We start from the raw sequence: 21,478 nt of genomic DNA, 5'->3' as shown, positions 1-21,478 counted from the left end.
CCCCGGGTCGCTCGTGCGAGTGGATGCGGAGGTACTCGTCCCCATCGAACGCCTTGCAGACTTAGACGATAACGCAGACGGCGCGCAAGGGCTTCCCGATATGCGGTGCGGCGAGACCCGGGCGGCCGCGGGCGGAACATACGGAGGGGTGGCGATGTTGTCACGGTGTGTGCCCCGGCGGTCGACGGAGGGGTGACGGAAGGCGGCCCTGTGGGCCGTCGTCTCCGTTTCCGCCGTACGGCGGGACGCTGTACGTCTTGTCTCGGGCATCACGAGCCGCGACAGAAGTGGTCGACATCCAGGGGGACGAGGAGGAACCGGCCGAATGTGCCGCCCGGCTCAGGGCGGGGTAAAACCGTCGGCGAGTCGTTTGCCGGGCCGTTATCAGAGACCTATGCTGCCCGGACTGCTCATATGTTGATCATCGTTCCTGACTAATGGGAGGCCTCATGGCCACGCGCGCGGCCAGAACCGCTACCAGCGAAGACACCTGGTCCGGCGAGGAGCTCGCCGAGGTCCGCAGCCGGTTGCTGCATGAGATCGAGGAGCTCAACGCCGACATCACGCGTGCCGAGGCGGAACTCGCACAGGGAGACGCCAGCGAGGGTGCCGGCGACGATCCGGCTGACGCCGGGGCCAAGACCTATGAGCGTGAGCGTGAGATCGCCCTTACCCTGAATGCGCGCGACCTGCTCGCGCAGAACGAGCGGGCGATCGCCCGCGTCGACGCAGGGACTTACGGAGAGTGCGAATCGTGCCACAAGCCGATCGGGAAGGAACGTCTGCGAGCGTTCCCGAGGGCGACGCTGTGCGTAGCGTGCAAGACGCGGGAGGAGCGCCGCTGAGCGGTGAAGCCGGAACACGGCCCGCCGGCGCACGGAGGATCGCCCTCCTGGGCGTCGTCGCGGCGTTCGTGTACGCGCTCGACGTGGTGAGCAAGCTGCTCGTGGTCCAGTTCCTCGAGCACAAGGCGCCCACGACCGTCATTCCCGGCGTGCTGGTGCTGAACGTGATCCGCAATCCCGGTGCCGCGTTCAGCATCGGCACCGGGATGACGATCATCTTCACCGTGATCGCGCTCGGAGTGGTCGTCGCCATCCTGCGGACGGCCCGGCAGCTCAGAAGCCTTCCCTGGGCGATCACGCTGGGCCTGCTGCTGGGCGGCGCGGTGGGCAACCTGACGGACCGGATCTTCCGGTCACCCGCCCCTCTGCAGGGGCACGTGGTGGACTTCCTCCAGGCGTTCCCGGTCACGAGGTTCCCCGTGTTCAACCTCGCCGACTCCGCCATCGTCTGCGGCGGCATCCTCGCGGTCTTCCTGGCGTGGCGCGGCTACCAGATCGACGGGTCGCGCCAGACGGGGGAGACCGCCGATGGGTGACCAGCGCAGTCTCCCCGTCCCCGACGGCCTGGAGGGCGAGCGTCTCGACGCGGCCCTGGCCCGGCTGTTCGGCTTCTCCCGCACCCGCGCCGCCGAGCTGATCGCCTCGGGCGAGGTGCTGGTGGACGGCTCCGTCCCGGCGAAGTCCGACCGGGTGCACGCCGGAGCCTGGCTGGACGTGACCGTCCCGCCGCCCCCCTCCGCGCCGATGCCGGTCGCGGAACCGGTGCCCGGCATGGCGATCATCTATGAGGACGACGACATCGTCGTGGTGAACAAGCCGATCGGCGTGGCCGCGCACCCGACCGTCGGCTGGACCGGGCCGACCGTGATCGGTGGCCTGCTGGGCACCGGCCACCGCGTCTCCACCAGCGGGGCGGCCGAACGCCAGGGCATCGTCCACCGGCTCGACGCCAACACCACGGGAGCGATGGTGGTGGCCAAGAGCGAGGCGGCGTACACCCACCTCAAGCGGGCCTTCAAGGAGCGGACGGTCGACAAGCGCTACCACGCGCTGGTGCAGGGCCACATGGACCCGCTCCGGGGGACCGTGGACGCCCCGATCGACCGGCACCCGTCCGGCGACGGCCGCTTCGCCGTCGTCGCGGGCGGCAAGGACTCGGTCACCCACTACGACACCATCGAGGCCTTCCGGTCGGCGTCGCTGCTCGACATCAAGCTGGAGACCGGCAGGACCCACCAGATCCGGGTCCACATGTCCGCGCTCAGGCATCCCTGCGTCGGCGATCTCATGTACGGCGCGGACCCCACGCTGTCGGCCCGGCTGGGCCTGTCCCGGCAGTGGCTGCACGCCGTCTCCCTGGCCTTCGAGCACCCGGCCACGGGGGAGTGGGTCTCGTTCACCACCGAATACCCGGAGGACCTGGCGCGGGCGCTGAGCGTCGTCAGCGACGAGAGCTAGGCGGCGAAGAGCCGAGGTTCTGCCCGCCGTCGTCGTGCCTGTTCCAGTAACCGTTCCCGAAGCCGCCCCGGCCTCCCGTGCCGTCGCCGCGGCGCGGCTCGTCGATCCGGGGCTTCGGCTGCGACTTGGGCGTGGAGCGGGCGTCGGCCGGGGTGGTTGACGGCTTACGGGTCGTCTGCGGGGCGGGCTCGCCCGACCCGGTGCCGGCGTTCGTCATCGACTGCGCCGCCTCCTGCTTCCCGTCCGGCAGGGGCTGCGCCGTACGGGTGGTGAACACGGTCACGGTGGGCGTGCTGACCGGCGTGTATCCGGCGCCGGGATCCCGTGTGGTCACGTAGGCGACGCCGCCCACCACCACACCGGCGACGGCGATCATGGAAGCGGCGACCGCGGCGAACACCCAGGGAACGCGCCGGTAACGGGACCGGGGAGGCCGCGACGGCATCGGAGGTGCGGCGGCCGGCCGTCCAGCGGTCCTCCGGTGAGAGTGCACGGGGGAGCCGGTGCGCGCCCCCGGAGCGGGTGCGCCGCCCGGCAGGGTGGCGGGAAGCTCGGAGACGGGAAGTTCGGAGACGGGAAGCTCGGCCACGGCCCGCAGCAGCGGCGCGGCCTGCTCGGCCGTCATCCGCTGGGCGGGGTCCTTGGCCAGCAGTCCCGTGATGATCGGAGCGAGAGGACCGGCCTGCGGCATGGGCCCGGGCTCCTCGTAGGCGACCGCCGCCAGCGTCGCGAGCGCGTGACCACGCTGGAACGGGGATCGGCCCTCGGCGGCCAGGAACAGGGTCACGCCGAGCGACCACAGATCCGACGCGCGCCGTGCCGTGGCTCCGCTGGCCCGCTCCGGGGCCATGAAGGCCGGGGTGCCGATGAGCATGCCGGTGCGGGTCACCGGGGAGTCGTCCTCCAGCGCCGCGATCCCGAAGTCGGTCAGCACCACGCGTCCGTCGTGGGCGATCAGCACGTTCTCGGGCTTGACATCCCGGTGGAGCACGCCCGCCGCGTGGGCGGCGCCGAGAGCGGCCAGCACCTGGCCGCCGATCTCCGCCACCCGCCGGGGAGGCAGTGGCCCCTCGTCGCGGACGATGGAGCCGAGCGTCCGGGAGGGGACGAGTTCCAGGACGATCCAGAGGCGGTCGTCCTCCTCGAAGACATCGTAGACGGTGGCCACGCCCGGATGGCTGAGCCGTCCCGCGGCCCGCGCCTCCCGGAAGGTGCGTGTGATGAACGTCTCCCGGTCCTGACCGGAGAGCCCCGCCGAAGCCGTGAGCTCCTTGACGGCGACCTCCCGGCGCAGCACGTCGTCGAGGGCGCGCCAGACGATCCCCATGCCGCCGCGCCCGAGAGGCTCGATCAGCCGGTAGCGTCCGGCGACCACTCGATCGGAGGTCTGCGCATCAGCCATGGCCCGTGGCGCTGCCCTTCTCGAACACGCTCATGCCGCGGAACCAGGCCGCTACGGCCGATTCCCCCCGCGATCAGGCGCCTTTGCTTTTACTCATTAGGCACGAATGTGGTCAAGAATACCCTAAAATAGGACATAGTGGTCGTCCAAGTTCGGTCGGTCGTCTGCCAGTAGAGGGCGGCGTATCTGCCGTCGGGCAGCCGGAACGCCCGGTCGAGGACCCTGACCCTGCCGTACGACGGGATGTAGGTGAATTCCCACTCGGCGGCAGGCGCTCCGCGCTGGCGGATGGCCGCGAGCCGGATGCGCTGGTAGCCGGGAAGAAGCCCCTTCTTCCTCGATGCGGCTTCGACGGCGGTCAACGCGGGCACGGGATCGGCCGCCGCCCACTTCGTGAAGTCGACCAGCAGGTATCCGCTGCGGCTGGAGTCGTGGAAGCTCACGCGAGCCGCCTGCCGGTCGAAGGCGGTCCAGCCCTTAGGCAGGGCGACCGAGAAGCCCAGCGGGTCCTTGTGGATCGTCCAGCCGGCGGGCAGGGCGGCGCCGGGACGAGCCGCGAGCGGGGACGGCGCCGTGGCCGCCCGAGTGACCTTCGCGGGCGTGACCGGAGACGCCACGGAGCCGGAGGCGGTTGCGTCCGCGAGCCGGCGATAGCCGTACCAGCCGCCGGTGGCCAGCACGACGCAGAGCAGGCCGGCCAGTGCGACACGGGCACCGGTACGTCCCCGCCCGCGCGGGCCGGATAGCGCAGCCGACGTCACGTGCGGGTTGGAGGGCGGCGCCGAGGTCATGTGCGGGCCGGGCGGCAGCGCCGACGTCATGTGCGGGAGAGGCCCGGCGGCGACGTCTGCGGTCGAGGGCGGGTCGAGGCCCCTGCCGTCCACCCCCGCCGACACGGCCTTCAGTAGCCCGGCGGCGGTCTCGGCGGTCATCCGCTGGGCGGGGTCCTTGGCCAGCAGGCCTTCGATGACGGGGCTGAGGGAGCCCGCGTGCCGGGGCGGATCGAGCTCCGTGTGGATCACGGCCGCCATGGTCGCGATGACCGAGTCGCGTTCGAACGGCGCCCGGCCCTCGACGGCCGTGTACATCGTCGCGCCCAGTGACCACAGGTCCGACTCGGGCGTGGCGAACCGCCCGTTGAGCCGTTCGGGCGGCAGGAACGCCGGGGTCCCCGTCACCGAGCCCGTGGTGGTGAGCCCGGTCTCGTCCGGCATGGTGGCGATGCCGAAGTCGGTGAGCACCACCCTGCCGTCGGGCTGGAGCAGGACGTTCTCCGGTTTGACGTCACGGTGGAGGATTCCTGCGGCGTGTGCCGTACGGAGGGCGTCGAGCACCTGGAGGCCGATGTCCGCGACCCGTCGCGGCGGCAGCGCGCCCGACTCGCGAAGCACCGCGCCGAGCGACCGTCCCTGGACGAACTGCATGACGATCCAGGGCCTGCCGTCCGCCTCGATCACGTCATGGACGACGACCACGCCGGGATGGGACAGGCGGCCGGCCGCCCGTGCCTCGCGGACGGTCCGCTGGTTGAACGCCGCGCGCTCCTGCTCGTCAGCCGTGCGGTGGAGCACCTCTTTGACGACCACCGTACGGTCGAGCACCTCGTCGTGGGCACGCCAGACGATCCCCATGCCGCCGCGCCCGATGGCTTCGAGCAGGTGATACCTGCCCGCGATGCGACGTCCGTCGTTCACCTGACCCCTTCCGGAAACTCCTGAATCGTCCCACAAGACCTGCGGACGGGCCGGAAAGGGCACTTGATCATGCCCGAAAACCGCACATTTCATTCTGCGACTTTGTTAAGTTCTGCCCCTCTTGCCCGTTTTATTACCTCCGAATACGATCACTATCGGCTCTCTCCGGCACCACAGCGGTGTCATTTCTCCGAGGATGGCGGGTTCTCGCCTGAGGATGCGCCGTCCCCCGCCCCTCCAGGAGGCATAGGTGCGGCCGAGTACGGCGTCGTACAGAAGATTTCCTTTCGGCAAGGCCACAAGTGTCGCGGTCATCGCGCTGACGGCGTTCACACTGCCGTTCATCCCGTCGGCAAGCGCGAATACACACGGGCCGAAATGCAGCCAGGATCCGAACGCCCATCTGGCCTCCGTGCCGAGCCCCGAGTCGTTCTTCGGGTTCCCCCTGGGCAAGGGCCAGTCCCGGGTGGTCACGACAGGCGAGATCAGGGCGTACGTCGACGCGGTGGGACGCGCCTCCGACCGCGTGGTCACCGGGACGATCGCGCACAGCTTCACCGGCCAGGCACTGCCGTACGCCATCGTGTCCGGCAAGGACCACATGGGCCGCAAGGAACTGGCCGAGATCGCCGAGCAGGTCAAGTCGCTGCGCGACCCGCGTTCCCTGCGGCCCGACAAGGCGGCCCGCATCGCCAAGGACACCCCGGCGATCGTCTGGGTGGCCGGGAACGTTCACGGCGGTGAGACGAGCGGCGCCGACGCCGCGCTCAAGACGCTGTACGAGTTGTCGTCCGGTCTGTCCTGCGACGTGACCAAGCGCAACGACAACCTCGTCACGGTCATCGTGCCGACCCAGAACCCCGACGGGCGCGACGCCAACCGCAGGACGAACGACCGCGGCTTCGACCTCAACCGCGACTGGTTCGCCCGGACGCAGCCGGAGACCGACGGCAAGGTCGCGATGTTGCGCGACTACCCGCCGCAGATCTTCGTCGACGCCCACGAGATGGGCGGGCGGCAGTACTTCTTCCCGCCGAACGCCGACCCGATCCACCACGAGATCGCCGACCAGCCGGTCGACTGGATCAACCGCATCGGGGCGGCCAACGCCGCGGGCTTCGGGTACAACGGCGCGTGCGCGGGCGCGGTCACCACGGAGTGCTACTTCAACTACGCGACGTACGACCTGTTCTACATGGGTTACGGCGACACCGCGCCGGCCACGGGCTTCGGCGCCGCGGGCATGACCTTCGAAAAGGGCAGCTCCTCGGCCGTCGAGGACCGGGTCCAGCAGCAGTTCAACACCCAGTGGGCCACCACCGGCTGGGCCGCGGACAACAAGCGGGAGATCCTCGGCGGGTACTACGACATCTGGCAGACCGCGCTCAAGGAGGGCGCCGCGGGCACGCTCGAGCCCAACGAGGTCGTGCAGCCCACGAACACCGTCCAGTTCCCGGTGCCCGACGTCAAGATCAAGTCGTACTTCCTGCTGCCCGACCGTCAGCTCGGTGACGTGCGCAAGCTCGTGGAACGGCTTCGCGGCATGGACGTCGAGGTCTACAAGGTCGAGCGCTCGCTGAAGGTCCCGAACGCGCGGGTCTTCGGAGGCCGGTCCGCCAAGAACCTGACGGTTCCCGAGGGCGCGTACTGGATCCCGATGAACCAGCCGCAGAAGCACTGGATTCAGGCGCTGCTCGCCGAGGACCCCTACGTTCCCTTCCCGTACTTCTACGACGTCTCCTCGTGGAGCAACCCGCTGCTGATGGGGATCGACACCATCGCCACCGGAGACACGCTGTCCCCGAAGGCGGAGCGGGTCAAGCGCATCGACGGCGGCACGGACGGCCGGGCCCACAAGGACGGCTCCTACACCTACCCGATGGACTCGGCCGCCGCGTCCGAGCTCACCTTCCGGCTGCTCGGCTCGGGAGTCCCGGTCTCGCGTGACCTCACGACCGGGCGGGTCAGCCTGTCCGCCCGCGAGATCAGCGAGCACGATCTGGACGACCTGGCCCGGCCGCTCGGCGTGACCGTCGGCGCGAGCTCCAAGCCGGTCTCCGGCACCCCGCTGAGCCTGCCCGACACCGGCCTGTTCGCCGGCACCGGCATCTCCACGACCTCCGGCTCGTACGGCGAGGCGCGCTACGTGCTGGGCGACCACTGGGGCCTCAACCTCACGCAGGTGACCGCGGCGGACATCAACGGCAACACCCCCGCCTTCACCGGGCGCACCGCCCTGGTGGTCCCGGACGGCAACAGCTCGACCGGCGGCCTGACGGCCGAAGGCCTGGCCAACCTCAAGGCGTGGGTGGCCGCGGGCGGCACCTACGTCGGGCTCCGCAACGAGGGCACCCGGCTCGCCCGATCCGCCGGCCTCACCTCCACCACGGAGAAGGCCAAGCCGACCGGCTACCAGGTGATCGGCTCGCACTTCCGGGTCGACGTGGCGAACGGCACTCCGGTTGCGCTCGGCCGCCCGGCCGAGGACTTCCAGTTCAACAACAGCGACCCGATCCTGAACCCGAGCCAGACCGGCACGAACGTCCTGTCCTACCCGGCGGACGACACGTTCTGGTCCAACGGCTACACGGTCGGGGCCGACGTCCTCAAGGGCACGGTCTCGCTCGTCGACGAGCCGACCGGCACCGGGCACGCCGTGCTGTTCGCATACAATCCGCTTTTCCGCGCCTACAACGAGAACGGCATCCACCTCGTGGCCAACGCGCTGCTCGAGCCCGAGGCTCCGGCGGCCGCGGCGGCGCAGCGCACCGTTGCTCCGCTGGCCGGTGTGGAGGCTCTGCGGTCGGCGGCCGCCGAGGCTCCCGAGCCGGCCGATCTCGGCGGGCAGTGGCGGCCGATCAGCATCGAGGTCGCCGGCTCCGACCTGGCCAGGACCGAGGCCGTCGTCAGGCGGTACACGGACACCGCGCAGACGGCGGAGGCGAACGGCTCGGCCTACATCACCATCCCGAACCCGGAGGGACTCGCGGCCGACGAGCACCCGTTCCTCCGCGACCTCGTCAGCGCCCTGCGCACCGAGCAGATCCCGCTGCGTTCCGTCGTCGGCTGACACAGCCGCCGACAGAAGATCCACCCTCTCGAGAACACACGCACGACGGGTCCGGCCGGGCCTTCCCCGGCCGGACCCGATGGAAGGAACCGCATGACATCGCGACGTCTCGGCGCCGCGGCCTCCTCGGCCGCGCTGCTCGGCCTGCTGATCGCCCAGGGGGCGCAGCCGGCCTTCGCCTCGTCCGGAGACCACGGGGATCACCGGGATCACGGAGGGCCTGGCAAGCCGCACTATTCGGCGGGCGCCGCCGGCGTCGGGGACCCTTACTTCCCCGACGCCGGCAACGGCGGCTACGACGTGAAGCACTACGACATCGCCTTCACCTACGACCCCGCCACCCGGATCATGGACGCGACGACGACGATCACCGCGGTCGCGACCCAGGGCCTGAACCGGTTCGACCTCGACTTCCGCGGGCCGGAGATCACGTCCCTCACCGTGGACGGGCACCGGTCGGCGTTCGAGCGCAGCGGCCAGGAACTCGTCGTGACCCCCCGGCACGACCTGGGCAAGGGGCGCCACTTCACGGTGGTCGTGAAGTACAAGGGCACGCCTCCGGTCGTCACGGACCCCGACGAGTCCATCGAGGGCTGGGTGCCCACCGACGACGGCGTGTTCGTGCCGGGCGAGCCGCAGGGCTCTCCCGCGTGGTTCCCGGGCAACGACCACCCGACGGACAAGGCCACCTTCACCTTCCACGCGACCGTCCCCGAGGGCGTCACCGCGGTCGGCAACGGCCGGCTGGAGTCGCAGAAGACGAAGAAGGGCTGGACGACGTTCGTGTGGGACTCGCGCGAGCCCATGGCGACGTACCTGTCCACGGTGACGATCGGGAACTTCACCGTCACCAAGTCGAAGACGTCCGGCGGCCTGCCGATCTACACGGCGGTGGACCCGCGGCTCGTCACCCAGTCGGCCGCCGCCGTCGCCCAGATCCCGGACATCGTCGAGTACTTCTCCTCGATCTTCGGCCCCTATCCCTTCGACACGGCGGGCGCGATCATCGACCGGGCCCCCGACGTCGGCTACGCCCTGGAGAGCCAGACCAAGCCGATCTTCTCCAGCGCCCCGGGCGTCGGCACGATGGCACACGAGCTCGCCCACCAGTGGTTCGGCGACAGCGTGTCGCTCAGCCGCTGGTCCGACATCTGGCTCAACGAGGGCTTCGCGACGTACTCCCAGTGGATGTACACCGAGCACACCGGTGGCGCCACCGTGGACCAGACGTTCAACAGCACGAGCAACTACGGGCGTGCGGCGACGTCGTCGTTCTGGCAGACCGTCACGACCGACCCCGGTCCTGTCGACATGTTCGGCAACGTCCCCTACAACCGCGGCGCGATGACGCTGCACGCGCTCCGCGGCAAGATCGGCGACGACGCCTTCTTCAAGCTCGTCAAGAAGTGGGCCGCCACCAACCGGTACGGCAACACCAGCACCGCCGAGTTCATCAGCAGCGCGGAGAAGGTCTCCGGCATGGACCTGACGAACTTCTTCGACGTGTGGCTCTTCCAGAAGGGCAAGCCCACCACCTGGTAGGCGCGCAGGCCAGCCTCTTGGCAGGACCGACACGTACGGCGACCCCCGTCTCGATCGAGGCGGGGGTTCGTCATGGGGTCGTCCGCCCGTTTCGCCGGGTGGGATAGGGTTCGTGACCAGCAAGAATGCCCGGGCATCGCCGTACGGTGAGCCCGGCGACGATCGCCCTTCGCGCGGGAGCCTCCATGGGTGCCATCGAGATCGAACTGCTGCCCGCCTCGTCGGGCGCCGACGAGACGCTCGTCGAGCGGATCACCTCACTCGTCAACGAGGTCTACACCGTCGCCGAGGAGGGCATGTGGGCCGAGCGCTCGGCCCGGACGACCGCGGACGAGGTCGTGGAGCTGATCGGCGCCGGTGAGATCGCCGTGGCCCGCCTGAACGGCGAGATCGTGGGTTCGGTGCGCATTCAGCGTCTCGAGGGCGGCGTGGGCGAGTTCGGAATGCTCGCCGCCGATCCCCGGCACCGGGGCGTCGGCATCGGCAGGGAATTGGTCCGCTTCGCCGAGCGGACGAGCAGGGAACGCGGGCTCGCCACCATGCAACTGGAACTGCTGGTCCCGCGCGAGTGGAGCCATCCGTCGAAGGAGTTCCTCGCTAGCTGGTACCCCAGGATCGGGTACCGGCGCGTGCGCGCCGGAAACCTCGACGAGGACTACCCGGGTCTCGCACCCTTGCTCGCGACCCCCTGCGACTACTTCATCTACCACAAGGACCTCACGGCCTGACGGCCGTCCGGTTCAGGTGGCGGGCTGGAACGTCGCGGCGAACGTCGTGAAGTCGTGCAGGTCCTTCTGCCAGCGGCTGTCGGGGGTCTGCCAGAAGAGGGCGTATCCGTGGTGCTTGTCGGTGACGAAGCCGCGGTTGATCGCGTGGGTCTTCCCGCTGCCGGCCCGCCAGGTGAACTCCAGGTCGGCGGCCTCCTTGAAGTAGTCAACGGACTTGAGGCTCACGCGCCGGTAGCCCGGGAATCGCGAGGGATAGTACTTCTCCTGGGCCTTCCAGTCCTTCACCGCGTCGGACTTGGGCGTGCTGGTCATGCCGATCTGCAGGGTGGAGGCACGGTCGGGGCCGCGGAACCAGACGTTGGAACCGTCGCGACGGTCGACCTTCCAACCCTTGGGCAGGGCGATCGAGAAGCCCGTCTTGTCCTTGTAGCGATGCCAGCCGGCCGGGACGCCCGTGGGCTGTGAGGTCGTCGGCTTCGGCGAGGCCGGGGGTTTGCCGGACGCGGAGGTCGTGGCCGGAGGCGACGGCGGCGGTGTGGCGCTCCCGCTCGCCGCGGGGGCGGCCTTGCGCCCGTCGCCCTCGGGCCGGCCCGAGGTGCGCTCGCCTTCCCGGAGTCCGAGGTATCCCGCGATGGCGGCGATGATCACCAGCACCGGGATCACCACGAGGGCCCATTTGACCAGAGGAGAGGGCCGCCACCGCTCCGCGGAGGCGGGAGGCTCGGCCTGCCACGCCGTTCCGCGCTGGGTGGGGGCGGACACGGGCTGACCCCAGCCGGGCCGCCCACCCCAGTCGGAGACCGGCTCGGTCCGCTGCCTCGGGGGTGCCTGGTTCAGCCGGCTCTCGACGGTCTCCCGTGGAGGTACGCCCACGGGGGCGGGGTCGTGGGTGAGAAGGGGGAACGACGAGGGTGACCCCGGTGGCGGGGGAGTGCCGCGAGAGGGGGACGCCCCGGGCGGAGCGGAACGAGGCGCGGCCGGCCCCTCCGGATCGGGCGAGGGCGAGGGCGCGGACCCGGCGGGGGCCGCGGGACGCGCCGAGGGTGCGGGGTGCTCCGGCGGTGTGGGGTGAGCCGAGGGTGTGGCGCGCTCCGGCGGAGTGGGGTGAACCGATGGCGTGGGACGCGCGGGGGCGGGGGCCCGGCTCCCGGTCGCCGGGGTCCCGCGCGGAACGGCCCGTGTCATCGGCATCTCCTCGGACGCCGGCGTGTCCTCCGCCTCCGGGGGAGAGCCCGCGGAGGAGGCCTTGCCGGGGCCCGGGGCACTCTCCGGCTCCCCGTCCACCTGCGCCGCCCGCTCGCCCGGAGCCGGAGTGCGGACCGCGCCGGAAGCGGGCGGTTCCGCAGGGGCCGTGCCCGCCTCCTCGTCCGCGGGAGGGCCGTCAGGGGGCGCCGCAGGGTCCGATGCCGCTTCCGGCGGCGAGGTGTTCTTCACAGATGGCCGAGGCGGCGCGGGTACGGCTTCCGCGACGGGCCCACTGGGAGGGACGACCTCGGGAAGGGCGGGAGACGGCGTGACGGGGGCGGGGCGCGACGCCGCCTTGAGCAGCCGGACGATCTCGTCGTAGCCGGGCCGGTCGGCCGGTTCCCTGGCGAGCAGGCGGATCAGCACCGGCCCGAGCCGCCCGGCCCGGATCGCGGGGGTGGGGTCGTCGGTGAGGACGGCGTGCATGGTGGCCATGGCCATGCCCCGGTCGTGGGGCGGCTTGCCCTCGACGGCGGTGTAGAGCGTCGCCCCGAGCGACCACAGGTCGGACTCCCGCTGCGCGGGTCCGCCGCGAAGCCGCTCCGGGGGGATGAATGCGGGAGTGCCGATGATCCCGGTGCGCGTCATGGTGGAGTCGGCCTCGAGGCGCGCGATGCCGAAGTCGGTCAGGACGACCCGCCCGTCCTCGGTGAGCAGCACGTTCTCCGGCTTGACGTCTCGGTGGAGCACACCCTGGGCGTGGGCGGCCCGCAACGCGTCCAGGATCTGCAGCCCGATCTCGGCCGTCCGCTCGGGGGAGAGCGGCCCGTCCTCGCGGATCGTCTGCCCGAGGGACCGGGAGATCACGAGCTGCATGATGATCCAGGGGCGGCCGTCCTCCTCGATCACGTCGTGGACGACGACCACGTTCGGGTGGGTCAGGCGGCCCGCGGCCCGCGCCTCGCGCATGGTCCGCCGGTTGAGATCGCTGAGCTCGTCGCCCATCGCGCTGTCGTAGCGGACCTCCTTGACCGCGACGGCACGATCGAGCAGCTGGTCATGGGCCCGCCAGACGATTCCCATGCCCCCGCGGCCGATCGGCTCCTCGAGGTGATACCGGCCTCCGACGAGCCGGCCTTCCGCTTGCGGCATCTGATCTCCTCCCGAACCCCAAATCGTCCCACGGATGGCAAATGGTTCGACCAGACCACGCGGTGTCATCTATCCGGATTTCGATATATGAGACAGATCATTTCAATCTCGTGGAGACCGGCTGGTAGGGTCGTACGCATGGTCAGGTATCACGTGTTTACGCAGCCGGCTCCGGGAGGGCCGGTCGCGCGTTCGTGAGCTAGCGATCACCTGGAGCCGGCTGAAGGCAGAGACGCCACGTCTCTGCCTTTTTCGTTGTCGACGAGCCGGTGCGAACGGCCGGCCCACCAAGGAGCGGACATGTCGCAGGCGACACAACTCGGCCGCCGTGCCGTACGGATCGGGACTCTGTCCATCGGGGACGGCACGCCCGTCGCGGTGATCGGCGGTGACGACGCCAGATGGGTGAGCCTGCGCGGTCATCACGGCCGCAGCAGCGCGGACGAGGTGATCGGGAAGGCCAGGGCCGGATGGCCGGGGCCGCTGCTCGTGGAGCCGTTCTCGGCCGCCGACCTGGGCGCGGTGGCCGGGCACGCCGACGGGGTCGTGATCGGCGCCGCGTGGATGCAGGACTTCCGCCTGGTTCAGGCGGTGGCGCGGGTCGGCCTGCCGGTCGTGGTGCAGCGCGGGCAGGCGGCGACGCTGGAGGAGTGGCTGGCCATCGCGGACTACTGCGCGGCGGAGGGCAACGACCAGGTGGTGCTCTGCGAGAGCGGGAGCCGTACCCACCTGGGCGGCACCACGCTGGACCTCGCGCTCATGCGGGCGGCGGCGGAACGCTCCGGCCGGCCCGTGCTCGCCGACCTGGGGGACGACCCGGCGCTCGCACCGGCGGCGGTCGCCGCCGGCGCCGACGGGCTGCTCCTGTCCTGCGGCGCCACGTCCGAGGTGGCGGAAGCGGCGCACGAGGCCGCCTCCGTCGTCGGAGCACTGGTACGGCCGGAGGCCCCTGGAAGCGTCAGTGCCGCGCGGGCGGCGATCGACCGGGTGGACGCGGCCCTGGCGACCCTGCTGGAGCGCAGGATCGCCCTGGCGGGGACCGTCCAGCGGCTCAAGCCGGTCGGCGGCTTCCGGGGACGGGACATGGACCGCGAGCGCCGCCTCGTCGCCGCGATGGCGCGGCGGGCGCCGAGCCTCGGTGAGGCGCGGCTGGCTCCCGTGATGAACGCGGTGATCGAGGCGGGACTGCGGGTCGCGGAGGAGGATTCACGTCGCTGACCTGGCATCTTCCGGCTGCGGATAGGATCTGAATCACCTGAGTCCCACGGGTTCGCGATCACGCGCAGGCTCTGATCGGCAGGGCGCACGGCGTGCCGAGCGACCCGGACAGTGCGTCGGAGTGGGGGGTCTCATGGGCGATTCGTTTGTCCATCTGCACGTCCACACCGAGTATTCGATGCTCGACGGGTCGACCCGGCTGACGCAGATGTTCAAACACGTGGGCGACCAGGGCATGCCCGCGATCGCGATCACCGACCACGGCAACATGCACGGGGCCTACGACTTCTACAAGCAGGCACTCGCCGCCGGGGTCAAGCCGATCCTCGGCATCGAGGCGTACGTCGCGCCGGAGTCCCGGTTCCAGAAGAAGCCGGTCATGTGGGGCGAGCCGCACCAGAAGGGCGACGACGTCTCCGCCGGCGGCCACTACACCCACATGACGATCTGGGCCAAGAACCGGGTCGGCCTGGGCAACCTCATGCGCGTCAGTTCCCGGGCGTACACCGAGGGGTTCGTCCGCAAGTGGGCCCGGATGGACCGCGATCTCCTGGCGGAGAACTCCGAGGGCTTGATGGCCACCACCGGCTGCCCGTCCGGCGAGGTGCAGACGCGCCTTCGCCTGGGGCAGTACGACGAGGCGGTCAAGGCCGCCGCCGAGTTCCAGGAGCTCTTCGGGAAGGACGACTACTTCCTGGAGATCATGGACCACGGGCTCGACATCGAGCGGCGGGTCAGGGACGGCCTGATCCGGATCGGCCGCGAGCTGAACATCCCCCCGCTGGTCACCAACGACTCGCACTACACCTACGAGCAGGACTCGGCGAGCCACGACGCCCTCCTGTGCGTCCAGACCGGCAGGCGACTGGCCGACCCGGATCGGTTCAGGTTCGACGGCAGCGGCTACTCCATCAAGTCGGCCGACGAGATGCGGGCCGTCGACTCCTCCGACCTGTGGCAGGAAGGCTGCCGCAACACCCTGGTGGTCGCCGAGAAGGTCGACCCGTCGGACATGTTCGGCCACAAGAACCTGATGCCGCGCTTCCCGGCTCCCGAAGGGAAGACCGAGGAGGAGTTCTTCCGCGAGACGGTGTGGGCGGGTATGCGGCGCCGCTACCCGGAGGGCTTCGACGAGGAGCGCCGGGTCCGCGCCGAGTACGAGATGGGCGTCATCCTCCAGATGGGGTGGCCGTCCTACTTCCTCGTGGTCGCTGACTTCGTCATGTGGGCCAAGGAGAACGGCATCCGGGTGGGGCCGGGACGTGGCTCCGCGGCCGGCTCGCTGGTGGCCTACGCCATGGGCATCACCGACCTCGACCCGATCCCGCACGCCCTGCTGTTCGAGCGGTTCCTCAACCCCGAGCGCGTGTCCATGCCCGACGTCGACATCGACTTCGACGAGCGCAGGCGCGCCGACGTGATCAGGTACGTCACGGAGAAGTGGGGCGCCGACAAGGTCGCCATGATCGCCACCTTCGGCACCATCAAGGCGAAGGCCGCCATCAAGGACGCCGCCCGCGTCCTGGGTCATCCGTACGCACTGGGCGACAAGGTCTCCAAGGCGTTCCCGCCCGCGGTGATGGGCAAGGACATCCCGCTGTCGGGCGTCTTCGACAAGGACCATCCGCGGTACGGCGAGGCCGGCGAGCTGCGCAGGCTGTACGACGAGGACGTCGACGTCAAGGCGACGATGGACCTGGCCAAGGGCCTTGAGGGCCTGATCCGGCAGACCGGCGTGCACGCCGCCGGCGTCATCATGTCGGCCGAGCCGCTCGTCGACAACGTCCCGATCATGCGGCGGGACTCCGACGGCGCGATCACCACGCAGTTCGACTATCCGACCTGCGAGACGCTCGGCCTGCTGAAGATGGACTTCCTCGGCCTGCGCAACCTCACGATCATCGACGACTGCCTGAAAATGATCGGGCTGAACGGCGACGAGCCGATCGACCTGCTCAAGCTGCCGCTCGACGACCGCATCACCTACGAGCTGCTCAGCCGCGGCGACACCCTGGGCGTCTTCCAGCTCGACGGCGGCGGCATGCGCTCCCTGCTGCGCGTCATGCGCCCCGACGTCTTCGAGGACATCTCGGCCGCCCTCGCGCTCTACCGGCCGGGCCCCATGGGCGCCGGTTCGCACACGAACTACGCGCTGCGTAAGAACGCCCAGCAGGAGATCACCCCGATCCACCCGGAGCTCGAGGAGCCGCTCGAGGAGATCCTCGGCACGACGTACGGCCTGATCGTTTATCAGGAGCAGGTCATGGCCATCGCGCGGAAGGTCGCGGGCTATTCCCTGGGCGGCGCCGACCTGCTCCGCCGCGCGATGGGCAAGAAGAGGAAGTCCGAGCTGGACGAGCAGTTCGAGTTCTTCGAGAAGGGCATGCGGGACAACGGCTTCTCGGCCGCGGCGATCACGTCGCTGTGGGACGTCCTGCTGCCGTTCTCCGACTACGCCTTCAACAAGGCCCACGCCGCCGGGTACGGCCTGGTCTCGTACTGGACCGCCTACCTCAAGGCCCACTTCCCGGCCGAGTACATGGCCGCACTGCTCACGTCCGTGAAGGACGACAAGGACAAGGCGGCGCTGTATCTCAACGAGTGCCGCCGCATGGGCGTCAAGGTCCTCCCGCCGGACGTCAACGACTCCGACTCCGACTTCACCCCGCGCGGCACCGACGTCCGCTTCGGCCTGTCGGCCATCCGCAACGTCGGCGGCGACGTCGTCGACGGGATCATCGGCGCCCGCAAGGAGAGGGGCCGCTTCACCGACTTCAAGGATTTCCTGCGCAAGGTCCCCGCGATCGTCTGCAACAAGCGCGTCATCGAGTCCCTGATCAAGTCGGGCGCCTTCGACTCCTTCGACCACGTCCGCAAGGGCCTGCTGACGGTCCACGAGCAGGCCGTGGACGCGATCATCGACATCAAGAGGAACGAGGCGATCGGGCAGGACTCGCTGTTCGGTGCCGTCGAGGGGGACGAGGACCGGACCTTCGACGTGCGGATCCCGCCGGGGGAGTGGGACAAGACCACGCTGCTGCGGTTCGAGCGGGAGATGCTCGGGCTGTACGTCTCCGACCACCCGCTGCTCGGCGTCGAGCACATCCTCGCGTCCGGCGCCGACTGCTCGGTGGCCGCGCTGCTGTCCGAGGACCGGCCCGACGGTCAGATCGTCACCGTCGGCGGCCTGCTGTACGGCCTGCAGCGGAAGGTCACCAAGAAGGGCGACACCTGGGTCCTCGCCATGCTGGAGGACCTGGAGGGAGCCATCGAAGTGATGATCTTCCCTTCGGCGTACCGGCTGTACGCCACGATCCTCGCCGAGGACGCGATCGTCTTCGTCAAGGGCCGGATCGACAGGCGGGAGGACGTCGCGAAGATCATCGCGATGGAGGTGACCACGCCCGACCTCGCGGATTTCACGGATTCCACGACCGAGACCGGGGGCCGCACGTCGGAGCCTGATCCCGGGACTTGAGGTTCCAGCGGCTGGAGGGTGCAGGCTGGTCGTGTGAGCGAGGAGACACGGCTCTACACGATCGGGCAACTCGCTCGCCGTACTGAGCTTTCGGTACGCACGATCCGTTTCTGGTCCGACATCGGCCTGATCCCACCCGCCGGCCGGTCCGCCGGCGGGTACCGCCTCTACGACGCCGAGGCGGTCACCCGCGCCGACCTCGTCAGGACCCTGCGCGATCTCGGCGTGGGGCTGGAGGCCGTCCGGGAGATCCTCCTGCGGCAGGCCTCGGTCGCCGAGGTGGCGCAGGCCCATGTCAGGGCGCTGGACGCGGAGATCCGCACCCTGCGGCTGCGCCGGGCCGTGCTGAGCACGGTCGCCAAACGCGGCGGCACGACCGAGGAGACGCTGCTGATGCACAAACTGGCCCTGCTGTCCGTGCGCGAACGCCGGCAGATCATCGATGACTTCGTCGACCGGGTGACCGCCGGGGCCGGCCTCGACGCGGACGCCGCTGTCATCGCCCAGTGGATGCGCGAGCTGCCCGACGACCCGGCCCCCGAGCAGGTGGACGCCTGGATCGAGCTCGCCGAACTCGTCGGCGACGAGGACTTCCAGCGCAAGATCAGGCAGATGGTGGCCGGGGGAGCGGCGGGAGGGCGGCCCGAGTCCGCCTACGACGTGCGCGCGCTGGCCGTCCGGTTCGCGGGGCGGGCGCTGGCGGACGGGATCGTGCCCGGGTCCCCGGAGGGCAAGGCCGTCCTGGACCGCATCGTTCCCCCCGATCTGCCGGCCCCGGCGCGAGCCGGGCTCCGCCAGTGGCTGGAACCGCTCGCGGACGCCCGGGTGGAGCGGTACTGGCAGTTGCTGGACGCCGTGAACGGCCGGGAGCCGTCCCCGCCCGCCGTCCCCCCTGTGGAGTGGGTGGTCGACGCGCTGCGTGTGCACGGCTGAGCCCCGGCCGCCGGCCGTGCATGATCACGAAGTGCGTCCGCGCAGGTCGCGGGCGTTGATCGCGAATCCGTGCATGATCACGATGGACGAGTGTGCAGGTCGGAGGGCTTGATCGCGAATATGTGCATGATCACGGTCGGTGGGCGGGCAGGTCAGGTGCCGTGATCACGAACCTGTGCATGATCACGGCGAGGGTGAGGGCGGGCGGGTGCCGGTTGTTTGTGGGCCCGAGTGATGTGGGCCTGAGCTGTGTGGGCCTGACTGGTGTGGGGCTGAGTTGGGTGGGGCCGGCTGGGGTGGGGCCGGCTGGTGGGGGCCGCATGCGGGGCTCGCGGCGGGCTGGTCGCCTGGACGGCGTCGCCGCCGGGCGCTGGGGCCACGGCACGGCCGGCGTCGCGATGCCCCCCGGGTGTGGTCCTGTGTGAGGCGCCGGGGCGGTCTGCGCGCGCGTGGCCGCGAGGGCCGGCGTGGCGGCGGTCGTGCCGGATGTCGGGGCGGCCGCCACGCGGGCCGCCCTGCCAGCCGTTCGGCCATGCGCCGTGCCGGCCGTGTGGCCGTGCGTCCGCGCCTCCGTCTGCGCCGCCGGGCCCTTCGCCCGTGGCCCGGTCCGTGCCGTCCCCGTGGTCCCGGCCGCCGTCCCGGTCGCCGTCCCGGCCTCTGCGCCGGTCATCCTCGTCGAGGGACTCCCTCAGGCCGGGTGTGAAGCCTCCGCCGAACCGGGACATGTCCGGGGGGACGAAACCGGACGGCTCGATGTGCTGCAGTGCCGCGGACATGGAGTCGACCCAGATCGGCCCGGGGAGGGAGGCGCCCTGCACGGCGCCGTAGGACTGGCCGCCGATCTCGACGCCCGTGAGCGGGTAGCGGTAGGAGCCGCGGATGTCGCCGACGCTCACGGCCGCGGCGAGGTTGGGCGTGTACCCGGCGAACCAGGCGGACGTGTATCCGTTGTTCGTGCCGGTCTTGCCGGCCGCCGGACGTCCGATCGACTGGCCGCGCATCGTCCCCTGGGTGAAGACGCCGGACAGCACGTGGTTCTCGGCGTCGGCGACCTCGGGGTCGAGCGCCTGCGTGCAACTCGGCGGAATCTGCGTCCGGCTCCCGTCCCGCTCCACGATGTCGGTGATCGCCATGGGCTGGCAGTAGCGCCCCCGCGCGGCGAACGTCGCGAACGCCGCGGACACCGTGGTGGGGTCCATCTCGTTGACCCCCAGCGTGAAGGTGGGGACCTCCTGCAGCGGCTTGCCGTCGGCCCGGGTGATGCCGAGGGCCTTGGCCGTCTTCACGACGTTGCACAGCCCGACGGCCTGCTCGAGCTTCATGTAGAAGATGTTGACCGACTTCCAGGTGCCCAGTTCCAGGCTGTACGGCCCGCCGGTGCCCTCTCCGCTCGCGTTGTAGATCGTGGCCGACGGATCGTTCACCGGCTTGCCCGCGCAGTTGCGGAAGCCGCTGGAGGGCACGAAGGCCCCCGGGGTCTGGAAGCCCTCCCCGAACCGCCAGCCCTGCGACAGCGCGGTGGCCAGGGTGAACGCCTTGAAGGTCGACCCGGCCTGGAAGCCGTCGCCGCCGCCGTGCGCCCGGTCGGCGGCCAGGTTGTAGGTGGTGCTCGGGCCGGAGTTCCGGTTGCGCGGGTTGCGGCCGTACCGCTTGCTGGCGGCCATCGCCCTGATCAGGCCGGTGCCGGGCTCCACCATGGTCTCGGCGGCGACCTGGGTGTCCTCCGGCCTGACCCGTTCGGCGATGGCCTGTTGCGCGGACTTCTGGGCGATCGGATCGATCGAGGTCCACAGGGTGAGCCCGCCCCGCTGGAGGCGGCGTTCACGATCGGCCCGGGTGTAGCCGAAGGCCGGATTGGTGAGCACCTCGTGTTCCACGTAGACGCAGAAGAAGGGGTAGGCGCTGCCGCCGCACCCTCCTGGCTCGCCGCGCATGTGCAGGTCGAGCGGGCTCGCCGCCGTGGACTTGTCCACGGCAGGCGTGATCATCTTCAGGTCGGCCATCCGGTCGAGCACGATGTTGCGCCGCTCCAGCAGCCGCGCCTGCTCCTCGTCGCCGAGGGCGGGGTCGGTGTCGGACGGCGTCCGCACGGCCCCCGCGAGCGTGGCGGCCTGGGCGAGCGTCAGGTCCGCGGCGTCGGTGTCGAAGAACCGCTGCGCCGCGGCCTGGACGCCGAAGGCTCCCGCGCCGAAGTAGGCGATGTTGAGATAGCGCTCCAGGATCTCCTTCTTGGAGTACTTCTTCTCCATCGCCAGCGCGTACCGCAACTCGGTGATCTTGCGCTGGATGTTCTTGACCCGGGCCAGCGCACGCTCGTGCTCCGACTCGGCCTGGGTGAGCATGATGTTCTTCACGAGCTGCTGGGTCAGCGACGAGCCGCCCTGCTTGATCCCGCCGGCCTGCGTGTTGGTGATCAGCGCCCGCAGGGTGCCCTTGATGTCGAGCCCACCGTGCTCGTAGAAGCGGGCGTCCTCGATCGCGACGATCGCCTGCTGCATGGCGGGCGCGACCTGGGTGAGGGGCACCGACTGCCGGTTCTGGTAGTAGAACTGCGCGATCTGCGTGCCGTTGCGATCGAGCAGCCGGGTCATCTCCGGGAGCGGTTCCTCGCGGGGAGGCGGGGGCAGGTCGGTGAAGGTGGACGCGACCCCCTTCACGCCGACCCCGGCCCCGCCCACCAGCGGCAGGACCAGTCCCGCGACCAGGACGCCGCCCAGCGCACCGGACACGCCCAGCGCGACGGCGGCGCTGAGGAGGCGAGAGGTCACGGGTT

Annotated in this window: 13 protein-coding genes; 9 read left to right on the top strand and 4 right to left on the bottom strand. The window is 70.5% G+C overall.

The window, feature by feature from the left end; all coding sequences use genetic code 11:
- Positions 1 to 449 precede the first annotated feature (449 nt).
- From Psi02_RS00910 to Psi02_RS00900, 3 genes are read left to right on the top strand one after another with little or no spacing between them, the layout of a single operon-like run.
- Positions 450 to 845: a TraR/DksA family transcriptional regulator gene (locus Psi02_RS00910; RefSeq protein WP_203970743.1), complete on the top strand. Its 396-nt coding sequence runs from the start codon at positions 450 to 452 to the stop codon at positions 843 to 845.
- The gene (gene lspA, locus Psi02_RS00905; RefSeq protein ID WP_239094494.1) at positions 809 to 1,381 is read left to right on the top strand and encodes a signal peptidase II; all 573 of its coding nucleotides are present in this window, start codon (positions 809 to 811) and stop codon (positions 1,379 to 1,381) included. Before Psi02_RS00910 ends, lspA begins: the two co-directional genes overlap by 37 nt.
- Entirely contained in the window at positions 1,374 to 2,303 is a 930-nt protein-coding gene (locus tag Psi02_RS00900; protein ID WP_203970741.1) for an RluA family pseudouridine synthase, read from the top strand. Before lspA ends, Psi02_RS00900 begins: the two co-directional genes overlap by 8 nt.
- Here Psi02_RS00900 and Psi02_RS00895 read toward each other — a convergent pair.
- On the bottom strand, positions 2,287 to 3,705 hold the full coding sequence (locus tag Psi02_RS00895) for a serine/threonine-protein kinase (RefSeq protein WP_203970739.1): 1,419 nt from the start codon (positions 3,703 to 3,705) through the stop codon (positions 2,287 to 2,289). The genes Psi02_RS00900 and Psi02_RS00895 overlap by 17 nt on opposite strands.
- A gap of 89 nt (positions 3,706 to 3,794) precedes the next feature.
- On the bottom strand, positions 3,795 to 5,399 hold the full coding sequence (locus tag Psi02_RS00890) for a serine/threonine-protein kinase (RefSeq protein ID WP_203970736.1): 1,605 nt from the start codon (positions 5,397 to 5,399) through the stop codon (positions 3,795 to 3,797).
- Between the two features lie 250 nt (positions 5,400 to 5,649).
- Between Psi02_RS00890 and Psi02_RS00885 the strand changes: the two genes are divergently transcribed.
- The 3 genes from Psi02_RS00885 to Psi02_RS00875 all read left to right on the top strand — a co-directional run bounded on the left by Psi02_RS00885 (position 5,650) and on the right by Psi02_RS00875 (position 10,739).
- Positions 5,650 to 8,469, top strand: coding sequence for a M14 family zinc carboxypeptidase (locus Psi02_RS00885; RefSeq protein ID WP_203970734.1), 2,820 nt, complete (start codon positions 5,650 to 5,652; stop codon positions 8,467 to 8,469).
- Between the two features lie 93 nt (positions 8,470 to 8,562).
- The gene (locus Psi02_RS00880) at positions 8,563 to 10,011 is read left to right on the top strand and encodes a M1 family metallopeptidase (RefSeq protein WP_203970732.1); all 1,449 of its coding nucleotides are present in this window, start codon (positions 8,563 to 8,565) and stop codon (positions 10,009 to 10,011) included.
- 185 nt (positions 10,012 to 10,196) lie between these two features.
- Positions 10,197 to 10,739: a GNAT family N-acetyltransferase gene (locus Psi02_RS00875; protein WP_203970730.1), complete on the top strand. Its 543-nt coding sequence runs from the start codon at positions 10,197 to 10,199 to the stop codon at positions 10,737 to 10,739.
- Positions 10,740 to 10,751: 12 nt separating this feature from the next.
- Here the strand turns inward: Psi02_RS00875 and Psi02_RS00870 are convergent, their stop codons facing one another.
- A complete protein-coding gene (locus Psi02_RS00870) occupies positions 10,752 to 13,076 on the bottom strand; it encodes a serine/threonine-protein kinase (protein WP_203970728.1) in 2,325 nt (774 codons plus the stop codon).
- Positions 13,077 to 13,376: 300 nt separating this feature from the next.
- On the opposite strand from Psi02_RS00870, the gene Psi02_RS40950 reads away from it, so the two are divergent.
- From Psi02_RS40950 to Psi02_RS00855, 3 genes are all read left to right on the top strand, one after another.
- Entirely contained in the window at positions 13,377 to 14,294 is a 918-nt protein-coding gene (locus Psi02_RS40950; RefSeq protein WP_203970726.1) for a chorismate mutase, read from the top strand.
- 133 nt (positions 14,295 to 14,427) lie between these two features.
- Positions 14,428 to 17,772, top strand: coding sequence for a DNA polymerase III subunit alpha (gene dnaE / locus Psi02_RS00860; RefSeq protein ID WP_203970724.1), 3,345 nt, complete (start codon positions 14,428 to 14,430; stop codon positions 17,770 to 17,772).
- 33 nt (positions 17,773 to 17,805) lie between these two features.
- Positions 17,806 to 18,705 carry a helix-turn-helix domain-containing protein gene (locus tag Psi02_RS00855; RefSeq protein WP_203970722.1) on the top strand — a complete coding sequence of 300 codons (900 nt, stop codon included), beginning with the start codon at positions 17,806 to 17,808 and terminating at the stop codon, positions 18,703 to 18,705.
- Between the two features lie 152 nt (positions 18,706 to 18,857).
- Here Psi02_RS00855 and Psi02_RS00850 read toward each other — a convergent pair whose 3' ends face one another.
- Positions 18,858 to 21,473: a transglycosylase domain-containing protein gene (locus Psi02_RS00850; protein ID WP_203970720.1), complete on the bottom strand. Its 2,616-nt coding sequence runs from the start codon at positions 21,471 to 21,473 to the stop codon at positions 18,858 to 18,860.
- Positions 21,474 to 21,478 lie beyond the last annotated feature (5 nt).

Origin of the sequence: Planotetraspora silvatica (assembly GCF_016863315.1) — a bacterium.
Taxonomy (GTDB): Bacteria; Actinomycetota; Actinomycetes; order Streptosporangiales; family Streptosporangiaceae; genus Planotetraspora; species Planotetraspora silvatica.
The sequence above is the reverse complement of the archived record's forward strand: the minus strand, read 5'-3'. Positions and strand labels throughout refer to the sequence as shown.